We start from the raw sequence: 16159 nt of genomic DNA, 5'->3' as shown, positions 1-16159 counted from the left end.
TCAGCGACCTTCCACGGTAAATGCACCTGATGCGGTCGCAACCGGGCGATCCCCATCGTCATCCGTCGCCGTCGCGCGAACGAAAGCCACGTTGCGGGTGATGTGATAGCAGGTGGCGCGGGTCCGGATGCTTTGTCCCGGTGTCGCCGCCCGCATATAATCAATGCGCAGATCAATGGTGGCCGTCCCGCCGGGCGCTGATGGATGGCTCATCACGGCAGCGCCACAGCAGGTGTCCAGCATCGCCGAGACCGCACCGCCATGGATCACTCCGGTGCGTGGATCACCGATCAGTTGTTCGTTATAGGGCATCGAGATTTCCGCCTCGCCTTCTCCGATATGGGTCAGATCAAGCCCCAAGGCTTTGGCGTGTGGAATCGCCTCGATGAATTGCCGCGCTAAAACTGTCTTATCGACCATGGGGTTGGGTCCTGTTCTTGTATCTGCCCCTTTATGGGCTTGCGTTTGCGCCAAGGGCAAGCCCACCTGTTGCGCTTGCCGCAACGACGACCTAGGTTGCTGCCAAGGAGACCCCGAATGTCCGACACCCGTTTGTCATTCAAAGAAATGTGCGCCGAGTTCGACGTGACCCCGCGCACCTTGCGCTATTACGAATACATCGAATTGCTGCAACCCGACCGCGAAGGCCGATCACGGTTTTACGGACCACGCGAGTGCGCGCGAATGAAACTGATCCTGCGCGGCCGCAAGTTTGGATTTCCTCTGGAAGAGATTCGGCAGTGGCTGCTGATCTACGAAGACAAAGGCAATCAGGCACAGATGGCGACCTTCATCGAGATGGCAGATCGCCAGATGGAAGAACTGCGCCAGCAACGCACGCAGCTGGATGAGGCGATGGATGCGCTTCAGCAATTGCGCGACCAAACGGCTGAACTGTTAAAGTAGGCACCTTCCCTTGCGGCAAGAAAATTGCCAAAAACCTCCCCTTACGCGATCGGATGTTACGTCAACCTGTTTGTGACGCAGCGTCCACATTACGTAAACGTCACTTGTGTGTTGTAAAACGCTCATCAACTGCGCAACTCAATCTGCATGACGCCAGTGATGAGAGTTTGAACCATGACCGAAGATCTGCTGACCATCCGCGAGATGTGCGAGACATATGATGTCACGCCCCGCACTTTGCGGTTCTACGAGGCCAAAGAGCTTTTGTTTCCGATCCGCGAGGGCCAGAAGCGCCTGTTCACCAAACGGGACCGCGCGCGCCTGAAATTGATCCTACGCGGCAAGCGCTTTGGCTTTAGCCTCGAAGAAATCCGCCAGCTTCTGGACTTGTATCACGTGGGTGACCAGCAGCTGACCCAGATGTCCCGCACTTATGAGATCGCGTGCGAACGTCTGGCAGACATGGAATCGCGCCGCGAAGAACTGACGCAGGCCATCGACGAACTGAAAGAGCAGTTGCGCTGGGGCGAGAAGGTTATCGCCTCGATGAAACAGGAAAAGAAGGCGGCTGAATAAGGCCGACCTCCGGACATATGAATTAAGGGAGTTTCACATGCCCGTCTACAACGCGCCAACCAAAGACATGCAGTTCATTCTGCACGACGTTCTGAAAGTCTCACAGTCGGACATCCCCGGCTATGACGAACTGGAGGCCGAATTCACCGGCGCTGTTCTGGAAGAAGCCGGCAAAGTCGCCACCAATGTTCTGCACCCGCTGAATGTTGTGGGCGACACCGAAGGGTGCCGGTTGGAAAACGGCATTGTGTACACCCCGACTGGTTTCAAAGACGCCTTCGAGCAGATGAAAGAAGGCGGCTGGCCTGGCCTCGACATGCCGGAAGAGTATGGCGGCCAGAACATGCCCTACGTGATGGGAACTGCCGTGGGCGAGATGTTCTCGGGCGCAAACCAAGCGTTTGTAATGTACCAAGGCCTGACCCACGGCGCGGCCTCGGCGATCTTGGCGCACGGAACCGACGAGCAAAAAAATAAGTACCTACCAAACATGGTCAGCTGCGAGTGGACCGGCACCATGAACCTGACGGAACCGCATTGCGGCACCGATCTGGGCCTGATGCGCACCAAGGCGGAACCGCAAGGCGATGGTAGCTACAAAATCTCTGGCCAGAAAATCTTTATCTCGGCTGGCGACCACGACATGGCCAATAACATCATCCACCTGGTGCTGGCCAAAATCCCCGGCGGACCCGAGGGCATCAAAGGCGTATCGTTGTTCATCGTGCCCAAGTTCATTGTCAACGAGGACGGCACCCCGGGTGAACGCAACGGTGTTTCTGTCGGCAAGATCGAAGAAAAGATGGGCATCCACGGCAACTCGACCTGTGTCATGAACTATGACGAAGCCACCGGCTGGCTGCTGGGCGACGAACACAAAGGCATGCGCGCCATGTTCACCATGATGAACGAAGCGCGTCTGGGAGTTGGCATGCAAGGCCTGTCACAGGCCGAAGCCGCATATCAAAACGCCGTTGAATACGCCAAGGACCGTCTGCAGGGTCGCGATGTGACTGGTGTCAAAAACCCAGATGGCCCTGCCGATCCGCTGATCGTTCACCCGGACATCCGTCGTAACCTGATGGATCAGAAAAGCTTTACCGAAGGCGCGCGCGCGTTCATCCTGTGGGGTGCGATCATGATCGACAAGGCGCACCGTTCGGGCGACAAGGACGCGGACGGGCTGATCTCACTGCTGACGCCGGTCATCAAGGGCTTCCTGACGGACGAAGGCTACGACATGACCGTTCAGGCGCAGCAGGTTTATGGTGGCCACGGCTACATCGAAGAATGGGGCATGTCGCAATACACCCGCGATGCCCGTATCGCGATGATCTACGAAGGGGCCAATGGGGTTCAGGCGCTGGATCTTGTGGGCCGCAAGCTCGCCCAAGATGGCGGCAAGCACGTCATGGCGTTCTTCGAGATGATAAAAACCTTCTGCAAGGAAAACGGTGGCAAGGACGAAGTCTATGACAAGGCCTTTATCGAACCACTAAAGGCCGCGTCCAAAGACCTGCAAGCCGCTGGCATGTATTTCATGCAGGAAGGCATGAAGAACCCAAACAACGCTCTGTCCGGCTCGTATGATTTCATGCACATGTTCGGCCATGTCTGCCTGGGGCTGATGTGGGCGCAGATGGCCAAGGCCGCTCAGGACGCGTTGGACGGTGGTGCCTCGGACAAAGAGTTCTACGAGACCAAGATCAAAACGGGTCAGTTCTATATGGCGCGCCGCCTGCCCGCGACTGCGATGCATCTGGCGCGCATTCAAACAGGAGCGGACACAGTAATGGCACTGGACGCTGCGAGCTTCTGATCTCACTGTGGGTTCGGGCGTCATAACCCGAGCCCAGCGACGGAGGAGACAAGATGCCAAAACGATTTCGCCTGACCCGACGATTTCCTGTCGCCATGACCGAGGACGGGTATCGCAAGCTGCGCGGCTTCGCGCGCGACGCCGGGCTGGATGAAGGTGAGGCTCTTTCGTTTCTGTTCGAAAATTTCAACAGTGTAATCGATGAGGAGAATCTGACGCACAGACTGCGGATCTTCAATTCAGAACTAGAGGCGCGAAAGCGGTGAAGCTGGAATACCAAACAGACGGCGCGCCATTGAGGCCCGCTTTTTCCGCCTCCGGCGGCCGTATTTGGAACAAGAAGAAGAAACGGACGTACGTCCACCCCGCCATCCGGGTACTGATCTCACTAGGTGGCACTCAGCCGGGACGGCGGGGCTTCTCCTCGTGCGGTCATCGGCTCGGCAGCCTGTACCGCAAGAGGACAAAAACAGCATTAACCTTAAGAAACCGTTACGGGGAAGACGTGCAACCTGCCCTTCTTCTCGTTTCAAATACGGAATTACCAACCTAGCCACATACACCACGGGAGGGGTGATCACATGACCATCAAACTTCATTGCTTCGGAGAAAGCGGAAACTCGTACAAGGCGGCACTGGCGCTGGAGATGTCTGGTCTTGATTGGGAGCCAGTCTTCGTGGATTTTTTCAACGGCGAGACCCGAACCCCAGAATTTCGCGCCGAAATGAACGAAATGGGCGAAGCCCCGCTCCTGATTGATGGCGATTTCCGCACCAGCCAATCGGGTGCAATTCAGGCCTATGTCACCGAGAAATCGGGAAAATTCGGCGGCAAGGATCGCGATGAGAATTACGAGATTTTCAGATGGGTTCTGTGGGACAACCACAAGCTTAGCTCGATGGCCGGATTGACCCGTTTCCTGATCAATTTCCTTCCGGAAAAACACCGAAACCCGGACGTCATTGCCTTCAATCAAGGACGGCTTAAAGCGGCGTATCAAACGCTGAACACCCACCTCGATGGCCGCGACTGGATTGTAGGCGACGGTGTAACCAATGCCGACATAAGCTGCTGCGGTTACCTTTATTACCCCGAACCGTTCGGCTTTGATCGCGCCGACTGGCCCCATATTGACACCTGGTTGACGCGCCTCAGCGAACAGCCCGGTTGGAAACCCCCCTATGACCTGATGCCCGGCAGACCGTCGGATCGAGCTTAAGGAGAAGACCCCATGACCGAAGCCTATATCTATGACGCCTTGCGCACCCCGCGCGGCAAGGGCCGCAAGGATGGCAGCCTGCACGAGGTGACCTCGGTGCGCTTGTCCGCCCTGACCCTGAACGCGATGAAAGAACGCAACAACCTGGAAGGTCACGCCGTCGAGGATGTGATCTGGGGCAACGTCACCCAGGTGATGGAACAGGGCGGCTGTCTTGCACGCTCAGCTGTTCTGGCCTCGGATCTTGACCAATCGATCCCCGGTCTGGCAATTAACCGTTTCTGCGCCTCGGGTATGGAGGCCGTGAACTTGGCCGCAAACCAGGTCAAAGGTGGCGCAGGCGAAGCCTACATCGCGGGCGGTGTCGAGATGATGGGCCGCGTGGCCATGGGCAGCGATGGCGCTGCGATTGCGGTCGATCCGACACTGGCGATGGACACCTATTTCGTCCCGCAAGGTATTTCGGCTGATATCATCGCAACCGAGTACGGATTCAACCGGGATGACGCCGACGCGCTGGCGGTAGAATCGCAAAAACGTGCAGCCAAAGCCTGGGAAGAAGGCCGCTTCGACAAATCGGTCATTACCGTGAAGGATCAGAACGGCCTGTCCATTTTGGACCGTGATGAATACATGCGCCCCGGTACAGACATGCAGTCGCTTGGCGCACTGAATCCGTCATTCGCAATGATGGGTGAACAGATGCCGGGCTTCGACAAGGTGGCGATGATCAAGTACCCGCATCTGGAGCGGATCAACCACATCCACCATGCGGGCAACAGCTCGGGCATCGTGGATGGTGCTGCTGCGGTTCTGATCGGCAACAAGGAATTCGGTGAGAAGTACGGCCTGAAGCCCCGCGCACGTATCAAAGCGACCGCCAAGATCGGTACAGATCCGACCATCATGCTGACTGGCCCAGTGCCGGTGACCAAGAAGATCCTCGCCGACAATGGTATGAAGATCAGCGATCTGGACCTGTTCGAAGTGAACGAAGCTTTCGCCTCGGTCGTGCTGCGGTTCCAGCAGGCGTTCGATGTTGATCCGGCTCTGGTAAACGTTAACGGCGGGTCTATCGCGATGGGGCACCCGCTGGGCGCAACCGGAGCGATGATTATCGGCACACTGCTGGATGAGCTTGAGCGTCAGGACAAAGAAACTGGTCTGGCCACGCTGTGCATCGCATCCGGCATGGGTGCGGCAACGATTATCGAGCGCGTCTGATGCCCAAGATCGATCTTTCTCAAATCCCGTTTCGGAACGGTTCAGGCTATCCCGGCAAGCTTGCGAAAGCAGGCGACGACCGTTACGTCCAGCCCTTGGGCGATGCGAACGGTTTGACGCAATTTGGCGTCAACATCGTGCGGCTTGAGCCGGGCGGCCTATCTTCGCTGCGCCATTACCACATGGAGCAGGATGAGTTCGCCATCATGCTAAGCGGCACCTGTACGCTGATCGACGATGATGGTGAGCACGAAATGCAGCCCGGCGATTGCGCTGCCTGGCCTGCCGGTGAAGCCAATGGACATCACCTAGTGAACAAAACCGATGCGCCTGTGACCTTCCTAGTGGTGGGCACACGGACCCCGACCGAGACCGGCTATTACAGCGACTTAGATATGATGGTGAAGTTTAACCCCGACGGTTTCGCCTTCACCCGCAAGGATGGCAGCCCGCTGACGGCTGATCAGATTGGAGAAGACAATGACTGATTTCACTCTGAGCAAAGACGCGGACGGCGTTGCATTCATCACTTGGGATGTCCCGGGTAAATCCATGAACGTCCTATCCCGCGAGGCCTTTACTCTGGTCGGTGAACTGATCGATCAGGCACTGGCGGATGATGAGATCAAAGGCATCGTCATCACCAGCGGCAAAGAAGGCTCGTTTGCGGGTGGCATGGACCTGAGCACACTGGCCACGATCCGTCAGGAAGCTGGGGATGAACCGGCGCAAGCTCTGTTCGATTTCGTCATGAGTGGCCACCACATCCTGCGCAAACTTGAGTTGGCTGGGATGGACCCCAAATCCAAGAAAGGCGGCAAGCCAGTGGCTTGTGCCATCAATGGCACCTGCGCCGGGATCGGAACCGAGATCGCGCTGGCCTGCCATCACCGTGTCATGACCAACAATCCGAAAGCCAAGATCGGTTTGCCAGAGATTATGCTGGGTATCTTTCCCGGTGGCGGTGGCACCATGCGCTACAGCCGTATGGTTGGTGCGATGGCCGCCGCCCCGGTCCTGCTGGAGGGCAAGATGATGGACCCGGCCAAGGCTAAGGGCGCACAACTGATCGACGCTGTGTCAGACGATCCAGTCGCCGCGGCGAAAGAGTGGGTTCTGAACGCCAAGGATGCCGATTTAGTCAAACCGTGGGATGCCAAGGGCTACAAGATGCCCGGCGGCGCGCCGTACCACCCCGCTGGTTTCATGACCTTTGTCGGTGCAAGTGCCATGGTCAACGGCAAGACCCAAGGCGCGTTCCCGGCAGCCAAAGCGTTGCTGAGTTCGATCTACGAAGGCGCGCTGGTTGACTTCGACACCGCCCTGAAGATCGAAGCCCGCTGGTTTACCAATGTCCTGATGAACCCTTCGTCCTCGGCGATGATCCGGTCGCTGTTCCTGAACAAGGAGGCGCTGGAGAAAGGTGCCGTACGGCCCAAGGATGTGCCCGACCAGCGGGTCAAGAAGATCGGCGTTCTGGGCGCGGGCATGATGGGGGCCGGTATCGCCTTGGTCTCGGCACAAGCTGGGATGGAGGTCGTTCTAATCGACCGTGATCAAGAAGCTGCCGACAAGGGCAAGGCCTATAGCGAAAGCTACATGGACAAGGGCATCAAGCGCGGCAAAGCAACGCCTGAAAAGAAAGAGGCCATGCTGGGCCAAATTACCGCGACCTCGGATCTGGATCACCTGAAAGGCTGTGATCTGATCATCGAGGCCGTGTTCGAAGACCCGAGCGTGAAGGCCGAGATGACCAAGAAGGTCGAGGCGATCATCCCTGAGGATTGCATCTTTGCCTCGAACACCTCGACCCTGCCGATCACTGATTTGGCAAAGGCCAGCGTGCGGCCCGAGCAATTCATTGGCATCCACTTCTTCTCACCAGTTGAAAAGATGTTCCTGGTCGAGATCATTAAGGGCCGCGAAACTGGCGATCGTGCGGTTGCCAAGGCGCTGGACTATGTGCGTCAAATCCGGAAGACGCCAATCGTGGTCAACGATGCGCGCTTTTTCTATGCCAACCGCTGCATCATTCCCTACATCAACGAGGGTGCGCGTATGATCACCGAGGGCGTCAGCCCCGTTCTGATTGACAATGCCGCGCGCCAGTTGGGCTTCCCGGTGGGACCGATCCAGTTGACGGATGAGACCTCGATTGATCTTGGTGCCAAAATCGCGCGGGCCACAAAAGCGGCGATGGGAGATGACTATCCCGAAAGCCCCTCGGATGATTTGATCTTCTGGATGGAAGAACAGGGTCGCTTGGGTCGCAAGGCCAATGCTGGCTTCTTCGACTATGACGAGAAAGGAAAACGCGTCGAGTACTGGAAAGGGCTACAGCAGAAATACCCGTTGGCTGAAAACCAGCCTGACCTGATCGAAGTGCAGGAACGTCTGATGTTCGCACAGGTTCTTGAAGCGGTTCGCGCGCTGGAAGAAGGCGTTCTGGAAGATATCCGCGAAGGCGACGTGGGCGCGATCCTTGGCTGGGGCTTTGCACCTTGGTCGGGCGGTCCGCTCAGCTGGCTCGACATCATCGGCACGCCTTATGCCGCTGAACGCTGCGATCAACTGGCCGAAGCCTATGGCGAGCGTTTCACCTGCCCGGCGCTGCTACGCGAGATGGCGGATAAAGGGCAGAGCTTTTACGGGCGCTTCTCACCCGAAGCAAAAGCCGCGTAGTCGATTGATGCAGGCGCGTGATACCATGCGCCTGCATTGTTTTTCCTAACGACGGGTCAGTTCTGCCATTCAGGCCGCAGAAACAGTGCTGGGACGTCGGGTCTGCCCGGACGCCCCGGGCGTCGCACTCCGACCTGTGGACGTATCGGGAAAATCGGATCCTGTGGGACCGGCGCAGGCAGTGCGCCCAACGGGTTCGCGAGGGGCGATATATCACCCTTGATCGCAACCGCGTCGATCAGCAGATCGGCATCCTCGGCGTCAGCAACCTGATAGGTGCCAGTCGCACCTGCAGCACCAGTCATCCTGCCCGCCGGACAATAGGCCTGAAAACCACCCTCAATAAAGACAACTTCATCGTCATCAAAAAACAATGACGTGACATCAAAGGTTTGGGCCGGTGCCCGAGATTGCAACTGCGCCACACCGCTGAGCATGCGGGCGGGCACGATTGATATCCCCTCGACCCCCAGCCCCAGCTTTCCCTGATCCAGCGCCATGCCCTGTTCAGGCATCAACCAGACGGGCCGTCCGTTGTAGGCCGCGCGCGACGGGACAAGCACCGGCAGATGCTCGGCCCGTCGCTCATCCTCGGGAACAACGATACGGTCGACGCTGGCGCGTCTGAGCTCGCAAAAGCCATGATCCAGTGTTCGCACCAGATCACCTGCGACCAGTCTTTCAACCGGTTTCCAACCGCTGGTTGTTGCAACCTTGGTTCCGTGCAGCAGGCCCCCACGACGCACTGACACAGCTGTCCCCGAAAAGGCCCTCAGGCCTCTGTCTTTTTGTTTCGAATACCCCGAAACACTCACTACTTCTAACACGTGCCTTCCCCCTTTTGGCACCTTCAAACAATTCAGAAGGGTGAAACCTATGTGCCTCAAAGGGGCTTAGTTTTGCCACATTTGCGGCGAAATTGGGTCAACTTTGACACGTTTCGCCGGAAATCTATGAACAAAGCCGTGTATGAAGACGCATTTGACCACTTCTGAGAAACGAGCCCAGCCAGCAATTCCGATTCCTGCCCGCTGTCAGCCCGCCTGCGATTGCCTTGATTGCAATTGACGCTCTCTCCAGCCCAGCAAAACCCCGGCTGTTGCGATCATCGCAATTCCAATGATCTGCATCGCACCAACTGACTGCCCCAGGGCCACCCAGCCAAACAGAGGCCCAAAGATCATGACTGAGTATTCGAACACAGCGACATATGACGGCTCGCCCAGTTGATAGGCTTTGATCAACATAAAGACCGCAATCGTGGAAAAGACCGCCTGCACCACGACCCAAAATAAGGCATCGTGCATGGGCCAGACCCAGCCGCGCATTACAAAACCATCTGGTCCCGTCGGAACCTCAACCGGGAAAAGCGCCAGCCAGATCAACCCCACTGCCCCCGCGATGGCGAGCGTCACAACCAATCCGGCCAGCAACGCGACGGTGCTTTCGTTGGAACAATATGCACGCGTCACAACCGCACTCAGCGCATAGCAAAACCCACCGGCCACTGGCAGCAGGGTTCTAACGTCAAAGGCCTGAGGGTCGGGTTGCAGCACACAAAGGATACCGGCAAAGCCCAACAGGGCTGCGGTAATCCTCCAAGGGCCGATATTTTGCTTTAGGAACAGGGCCGATATGATCAGCACAAAGATTGGTGATGTAAACAATCCGGCCAACGCTTGCGCAATCGGCATCAACGCCAATGCACTGAAATAGAACAGCATCGCAAACGTGAACAGGATGCTGCGCAGCGCGACTACGCCAAAACGGCGCGGCCTGAGACTGCCCAAGCCCAGCAGCGACAAGCAGACAATCAGCGGCAGCATCAACAGGGCGCGGCTCAGGTGGAATTGCCAAAGCCCGATGATCTCGGCCAGACGAATCACATAGTTGTCGATGACCCCGATAATTGCCATCGCACCGATCATCAGCATGGACGCGTAAAATGCGGATTTGTTTTGTTCCACCTGTACGCCCACCTTTGTTGCAATTTCGGTTATCCCGGCACGGCACAGTCAGCATATTTCCGGAACCCTGTCCAACAGGTTTGCGCCGTTGGAATTCAACATGCTAGACTCAGGTCAAAATAATACTCGAGCAGCATTACCTCATGACCGCACTTAAACAGTATCAGCGGATCGAAGCCACCGGTCTGTGGCGCCCCTCGCCGAATGCGCAACGGCGCGAGGTTGTGGTCTCGATTGGCGAAGCCACCCTGACGATCTCGGATTTCAATGACAGCGCCCTCACCCACTGGTCACTGGCCGCGTTAGAGCGACAGAACCCCGGAGCTTTTCCTGCGGTATTCAATCCAGATGGTGATCCAGGCGAAACGCTGGAACTCGCGCAATCGGAAACCACCATGATTGATGCGATTGACCGTCTGCAACGCGCCATCGACCGCGCCAGACCGCATCCCGGACGTTTACGCTGGCTCAGCGTTGCAGGTGTCTTGATTGCGGTTGTTGCGGTTCTATTACTGTGGCTGCCCGGTGCCTTGCAGCGCCACGTCGTTGCCGTAGTACCCGAGGTTAAGCGGCAAGAGATTGGCGATACGATCCTGCAGCGGATCGAAAGGGTCTCGGGCAAGGCCTGTTCATCTCCAGATGCCCTGGATTCATTGGATCGGTTGGCGCGGCGCACCGGAGTCCGCAAAATTGTGATTCTTCCTGCAGGTCTGCCGGACAGTCTGAGCTTGCCGGGGGGTACAGTCCTACTGAATCGGGCCTTGGTAGAGGATCACGAAGACCCCGCCGTTGCAGCAGGGTACGTGATTGCCGCGCGCGCGCGCGCAACACAGCAGGATCCGTTGGATGACCTGTTGAACCGAACGGGCCCAACTGCTGCATTTCGGCTACTAACCACCGGAGAGTTGACACCCAAGATCGTGGACACTTACACCGAAGAGGTCCTGTCTGGCCCTCAGCCGCAGCTTGATGATGGCGATCTTCTGGCGGTGTTCGCGCAGGCCGCGCTGCCTTCGACACCCTATGCCTATGCGCTTGATATAACGGGTGAGTCGGTGCTTGGCTTGATTGAAGCCGATCCAATGGCGGGCCGCACATTGGAACAGGTATTGCCGGACCGCGATTGGGTCCGGCTGCAGAATATCTGCGGTCAGTAGCGCCTATTTGGTTCCGAACATCCGGTCCCCGGCATCCCCAAGCCCCGGCATGATATAGCCCTTGGAGTTCAACTCTCGGTCCAGCGCTGCCGTGACGATCTTGACATCAGGGTGTGCCTCTTTCATGCGCGCCACGCCTTCCGGAGCGGCCAGCAGGCAGAGAAAGCGGATATCTGTCGCACCCTGCTCTTTCAGCAGATCAATCGCCGCAGCCGAGCTGTTGCCCGTGGCCAGCATCGGGTCAACGGCAATGACCAAACGATCCTTCAGCCCTTCGGGCGCTTTGAAATAATACTGAACCGGTTTCAACGTCTCTTCGTCCCGGTAAAGCCCCACGAACCCAACGCGGGCCGATGGGATCAGTTCCAACACCCCGTCCAGCATGCCGTTTCCAGCCCGCAAGATCGAAACCAAAGCCAGTTTCTTACCCGCCAGAATGGGCGCGTCCATCTCTTCCATCGGAGTTTCGATGTGGCGCGTGGTCAATTGCATCTCGCGTGTGACCTCATAAGCCAGCAGCAGCGTGATCTCGCGCAGCAACTGCCGGAACACGGCGGTCGAGGTACCCTTGTCCCGCATGAGCGTCAGTTTGTGCTGCACCAGCGGGTGGTCGACGACGGTCAGGTGATCGCTCATGATGTCTCCAGTCTTTTCTTGACCCGCGCGCGGGTCTCTTCATCGCAAAAGGCCGCGTTCAGGGCCGTTTCATTCAAGGCTGCAAAATCTTCGACCTGCCAGCCGAATGCCGCGCCCAGCATCTCATATTCGCGCCGCATCGTGGTATGGAAAAACGGCGGATCGTCGGTGGACACCGTGACCTTTACGCCTGCATCGCGCAGTTTTGCAATCGGATGGGCGGCGAAATCGGGAAACAGGCCCAGAACCACGTTTGATCCCGGACAAACCTCTAGCGTGATGCCCCGGTCGACCAGCTCATGCACAAGATCCGGGTCCTCAATGGCCCGGACACCATGTCCCACACGCTCAACCCCCAGATCACGGACAGCGTCGCGTACACTTTCGGGGCCGCCGAACTCGCCCGCATGTGTGGTCAACCGCAAGCCAGCCTCGCGTGCGCACTCGAACGCCCATTTGAAATCACCCTGCGCTCCAACGGCTTCGTTACCGCCCATACCAAAGCCCGTGATCCATTCCCCCGCAGTTTCAGCTGCACAATGGGCGCTGCGCTTGGCCTGTTCCGGCCCGAAATGGCGCACGCAGGTCACAACACCGCGCAGGGTAATACCAAACTTGCGCTCGGCCTCATCGGCTGCGTCCTGGATCGCCGTCAGGTAATCTTTCCACGCCAGCAAATCACCACCGCCACAAAAGTCAGGACTTAGGAAGGTTTCAGAGTACACGACACCGTTGGCAGCGCTCTCTTCCAGAATGGCCAGTGTCAGGCGGCGGAAATCTTCTGGCGACTTCAGAACTTCGCAAGCGGCCTCATAAACACTGAGGAAATGGGCAAAATTGCGAAAATCGTAAGAGCCATCGGATTTGAAGATACGGCTCAGATCCACGCGCTTTTCATGCGCGAGCTGACGGATGAAAGCCGGAGGTGCAGCGCCTTCGTGATGCAGGTGCAGTTCGATCTTGGGCAAGTCGGCCACGGTCATAGAAAACTCCGCCCCGGCCCTTGCGCCGGGATGTTCAGGTGGTGTGCGATGCTGGTGGCAACGTCGGCGAAGTTGACACAGCCAATCCCGCCCGAACCTTGCCCCGCAATCAGTACTGGCACTTGTTCACGCGTGTGGTCCGTGCCGGTCCAGCTAGGGTCATTACCGTGATCTGCGGTCAGCAGCAACAGGTCCCCGGGGTGCAGTTTTTGCACGATCTTGCCAATCTCACGGTCGAACCACTCTAACGCGCGGGCATAGCCGCTGATGTCCCGGCGATGGCCATAAAGGCTGTCAAATTCCACGAAATTGGCGAAAGTCAGGCTGCCATCGTTAGCCTTGTCCACAAGGTCGGACAGATGGCCCATCAATTCAGCGTCCGAACCTTTGTGCAGCGTGTCGATCCCCTGCATCGAAAGGATATCACCGATCTTGCCCACGGCATGTACGCTGCGGCCTGCGTCCTGCACCCAATTTGTCAGTACGGGTGCCGGTGGGACGATGGCAAAGTCCTTGCGGTTGGTGGTCCGGGTAAATCCCGTCTCAGGTGATCCGATGAAAGGTCGCGCGATTACGCGACCAACCTTCATCTCATGTAATCGAGGCGCAAGTGCCCTGCACATATCCAGCAAACGATCAAGGCCAAAGCTATCTTCATGCGCCGCAATCTGGAACACGCTGTCGGCAGACGTATAGCAGATCGGCCAGCCGGTCCTCATATGCTCCGCGCCCAATTCGGCAATTATCGCCGTACCCGAGGCGTGGCAATTGCCCAATATACCTTCGGTCCCCGCCGCTTCTGCGGCAGCAACGCTCAGCGTTTCGGGAAACGCAGGCTGACCATCCGGGAAATAATGCCAGTCCCACGGCACAGGCAAACCCGCCAGTTCCCAATGCCCTGAAGGCGTATCCTTACCCGGTGAATGTTCACGCGCGCAGCCCCATCGACCCTGCGGCTCTGCCTCTAGCCCCGGTGTTGGCGCACCTGAAGCCAAGCGCGTCGCAGCGCCAAGTCCAAGCGCATCCAGATTGGGCAGATGCAGCGGTCCCGAGCGCCCATCTTCCGCGCGCCCTGCGGCACATGCCTGGGCAATATGGGCCACCGTGTTCGCACTAGTATCAGGCGTGGTGCCGTTATAGAACTGGTCGGCATCCGGCGCGCCGCCGATACCAACTGAATCCATCACGACAAGAAAGGCGCGGCTCATGCGCTGATCCTTTCGTGCACATGCGGCGGTTGATCTACAGGCGCATCGCTGAGCGATATCGCATTCAGCACCGCCTCGGACGCCAGTCGCGCCGCATCTTCGCGCGCGGCGTGGACCACGGCCAAAGGTGCGCCTTTCTGGACGTGCTGACCCAATCGCAAGATGCCCGACAATCCAACCGCCGGGTCGATCTCATCACTTTCGACCTGCCGTCCACCACCTAATGCGACCACGATCAGGCCCAGCGCCTCACCATTTATGGCTGAGATATACCCGTCGCGCGGCGCAGGTACTTCTTGAATAACGCTGGCTTCAGGCAGGAACCGCGCCCAGGTATCGACGAAATGTACTGGGCCTCCGACGGCTGCCATCATACGACCGAACCGTTCGGCGGCCCGGCCATCTCGGATCACCTCAGCGATCTTTGCCCGACCTTCTTCAGCCGACACACACATGCCCGCATCCGCCATCAACACGCCGCCCAGTTCGGCAGAAATTTCGGCCAAGGGCGAAGTCTGCCCACTGGTCATAACTTTCATGACCTCAGCCACTTCCAGCGCATTACCCAGCGCCGGGGCCAAAGGTTGGTTCATATCGGTGATCACTGCCGAGGTCCGGCAACCAGCCGCATTTGCGGTCTCGACCAACGCCTGCGCCAGCCCGCGCGCATCATCAAGTGTTTTCATGAACGCGCCGCTGCCCACCTTGACGTCCAGCACCAGTGCATCGGGGCTGGCGGCCAGCTTTTTGGACAGGATCGATGCGGTAATCAAATCGAGACTTTCCACCGTCGCCGTCACATCCCGCACCGCATAAAGCCGCTTATCTGCAGGGGCGATCTGACCGGTCGCACCAACAATGGCGGCCCCGACCTCATCTAGGATCTGCGCCAACCGCGCCTGCCCGACCTGTGTCGTGACGCCGGGGATCGCCTCGAGCTTATCAAGCGTACCACCGGTATGGCCCAGCCCCCGGCCCGAAATCATCGGAACATAGGCCCCGCATTCCGCCAGCGCCGGGGCGAGTACAAGGCTGACGCAATCACCGACCCCACCGGTCGAGTGCTTGTCGATCACCGGGCCATCCACATCCCAAGTCAGTACTTCGCCACTGTCACGCATGGCAACAGTCAGATCAGCCCGACCCTGCGCGCCCAGCCCACCCATGCAAACCGCCATGGCAAAGGCCCCCGCCTGCGCGTCACTGACGCCGCCATCCGCCAGTCCCTGAGCAAACCAGTGCAACTCGGCCTGTGTCGGTACTTTGTGGCGGCGCAACTTGGCGATAATAGAACGCGCGTCCATCTGGTCAGGTGTCCGTCATATGCGCAGCGCCAAATGCGCCGGGCAAAAGATCAGCGATTGTGGTTCTGGTTTCCAGACCGTCAGCAGTAGCCATGGTCACGACCACTTCGCCCTTCCCGAACTCGGCCAGCTTCTGGCGGCATCCTCCGCACGGGGGCACCGGTTGCGCACTGCTTGCAACAACGTAAACTTCGGTCAGTTCTGTGTCGCCAGCTGCCACCATGGCGGCAATTGCACCCGCTTCGGCACAGGTCCCTTCGGGATAGGCCACATTCTCGACATTACAACCTGTGTAAACCGCGCCCGAACCCGAGCGGATCGCCGCCCCTACCTTGAAATTCGAATACGGCGCATGGGCATTTTCCCGAACAGCCAAAGCAGCATCTTTCAAAGACATGACGATTCCCAGTTTTTGATCACTTGGTCAGAATGCCCTACCCTAAATGAAAGCACCCGGGAATTTGAAGCCCCCGGGCG

17 protein-coding genes are annotated in these 16159 nt (G+C 58.1%); 9 read left to right on the top strand and 8 right to left on the bottom strand.

What is annotated here, in order from left to right; translation table 11 throughout:
* Window positions 1–420, bottom strand: coding sequence for a PaaI family thioesterase (locus Q1B46_RS05300; protein ID WP_299663990.1), 420 nt, complete (start codon window positions 418–420; stop codon window positions 1–3).
* A 117-nt stretch (window positions 421–537) separates the two neighbouring features.
* On the opposite strand from Q1B46_RS05300, the gene Q1B46_RS05295 reads away from it, so the two are divergent.
* The 8 genes from Q1B46_RS05295 to Q1B46_RS05260 all read left to right on the top strand — a co-directional run bounded on the left by Q1B46_RS05295 (window position 538) and on the right by Q1B46_RS05260 (window position 8427).
* A complete protein-coding gene (locus Q1B46_RS05295) occupies window positions 538–906 on the top strand; it encodes a MerR family DNA-binding transcriptional regulator (RefSeq protein WP_299945539.1) in 369 nt (122 codons plus the stop codon).
* A 174-nt stretch (window positions 907–1080) separates the two neighbouring features.
* On the top strand, window positions 1081–1482 hold the full coding sequence (locus Q1B46_RS05290) for a MerR family DNA-binding transcriptional regulator (protein WP_039536426.1): 402 nt from the start codon (window positions 1081–1083) through the stop codon (window positions 1480–1482).
* 37 nt (window positions 1483–1519) lie between these two features.
* On the top strand, window positions 1520–3301 hold the full coding sequence (locus tag Q1B46_RS05285; protein WP_299945536.1) for an acyl-CoA dehydrogenase C-terminal domain-containing protein: 1782 nt from the start codon (window positions 1520–1522) through the stop codon (window positions 3299–3301).
* A gap of 53 nt (window positions 3302–3354) precedes the next feature.
* The gene (locus Q1B46_RS05280; protein WP_299945533.1) at window positions 3355–3567 is read left to right on the top strand and encodes a hypothetical protein; all 213 of its coding nucleotides are present in this window, start codon (window positions 3355–3357) and stop codon (window positions 3565–3567) included.
* Between the two features lie 315 nt (window positions 3568–3882).
* The gene (locus Q1B46_RS05275; protein WP_299945531.1) at window positions 3883–4521 is read left to right on the top strand and encodes a glutathione S-transferase; all 639 of its coding nucleotides are present in this window, start codon (window positions 3883–3885) and stop codon (window positions 4519–4521) included.
* Window positions 4522–4533: 12 nt separating this feature from the next.
* Complete coding sequence (locus tag Q1B46_RS05270; RefSeq protein WP_299945529.1) at window positions 4534–5745, top strand: acetyl-CoA C-acetyltransferase; 1212 nt, start codon at window positions 4534–4536, stop codon at window positions 5743–5745.
* Window positions 5745–6233, top strand: coding sequence for a cupin domain-containing protein (locus Q1B46_RS05265; protein ID WP_299945527.1), 489 nt, complete (start codon window positions 5745–5747; stop codon window positions 6231–6233). Before Q1B46_RS05270 ends, Q1B46_RS05265 begins: the two co-directional genes overlap by 1 nt.
* Window positions 6226–8427 (top strand): 3-hydroxyacyl-CoA dehydrogenase NAD-binding domain-containing protein, encoded by a 2202-nt coding sequence (locus Q1B46_RS05260; protein WP_299945525.1) that lies wholly within the window; start codon window positions 6226–6228, stop codon window positions 8425–8427. Before Q1B46_RS05265 ends, Q1B46_RS05260 begins: the two co-directional genes overlap by 8 nt.
* 56 nt (window positions 8428–8483) lie before the next feature.
* Here the strand turns inward: Q1B46_RS05260 and Q1B46_RS05255 are convergent, their stop codons facing one another.
* Both Q1B46_RS05255 and Q1B46_RS05250 read right to left on the bottom strand, forming a co-directional pair.
* Window positions 8484–9179 (bottom strand): Hint domain-containing protein, encoded by a 696-nt coding sequence (locus tag Q1B46_RS05255; RefSeq protein WP_299945520.1) that lies wholly within the window; start codon window positions 9177–9179, stop codon window positions 8484–8486.
* A gap of 282 nt (window positions 9180–9461) precedes the next feature.
* Window positions 9462–10394, bottom strand: coding sequence for a DMT family transporter (locus Q1B46_RS05250; RefSeq protein WP_299945517.1), 933 nt, complete (start codon window positions 10392–10394; stop codon window positions 9462–9464).
* 143 nt (window positions 10395–10537) lie between these two features.
* On the opposite strand from Q1B46_RS05250, the gene Q1B46_RS05245 reads away from it, so the two are divergent.
* The gene (locus tag Q1B46_RS05245; protein WP_299945514.1) at window positions 10538–11551 is read left to right on the top strand and encodes a hypothetical protein; all 1014 of its coding nucleotides are present in this window, start codon (window positions 10538–10540) and stop codon (window positions 11549–11551) included.
* 3 nt (window positions 11552–11554) lie between these two features.
* Here the strand turns inward: Q1B46_RS05245 and upp are convergent, their stop codons facing one another.
* The 5 genes from upp to Q1B46_RS05220 are packed head-to-tail and all read right to left on the bottom strand — an operon-like array spanning window position 11555 to window position 16079.
* On the bottom strand, window positions 11555–12187 hold the full coding sequence (gene upp / locus Q1B46_RS05240) for a uracil phosphoribosyltransferase (RefSeq protein WP_299664007.1): 633 nt from the start codon (window positions 12185–12187) through the stop codon (window positions 11555–11557).
* The gene (locus Q1B46_RS05235; RefSeq protein ID WP_299945510.1) at window positions 12184–13170 is read right to left on the bottom strand and encodes an adenosine deaminase; all 987 of its coding nucleotides are present in this window, start codon (window positions 13168–13170) and stop codon (window positions 12184–12186) included. The genes upp and Q1B46_RS05235 overlap by 4 nt, the downstream gene beginning before the upstream one ends.
* On the bottom strand, window positions 13167–14378 hold the full coding sequence (locus Q1B46_RS05230; RefSeq protein WP_299945507.1) for a phosphopentomutase: 1212 nt from the start codon (window positions 14376–14378) through the stop codon (window positions 13167–13169). Before Q1B46_RS05230 ends, Q1B46_RS05235 begins: the two co-directional genes overlap by 4 nt.
* Window positions 14375–15682: a thymidine phosphorylase gene (locus Q1B46_RS05225; protein ID WP_299945504.1), complete on the bottom strand. Its 1308-nt coding sequence runs from the start codon at window positions 15680–15682 to the stop codon at window positions 14375–14377. Before Q1B46_RS05225 ends, Q1B46_RS05230 begins: the two co-directional genes overlap by 4 nt.
* Before the next feature lie 4 nt (window positions 15683–15686).
* A complete protein-coding gene (locus Q1B46_RS05220; RefSeq protein WP_299945501.1) occupies window positions 15687–16079 on the bottom strand; it encodes a cytidine deaminase in 393 nt (130 codons plus the stop codon).
* Window positions 16080–16159: the final 80 nt, after the last annotated feature.

The sequence above is a fragment of the uncultured Ruegeria sp. genome, from assembly GCF_947500045.1.
GTDB lineage: Bacteria > Pseudomonadota > Alphaproteobacteria > Rhodobacterales > Rhodobacteraceae > Ruegeria.
Note: the sequence above shows the minus strand (reverse complement) of the source record. Positions and strands in the feature narration are given on the sequence as shown.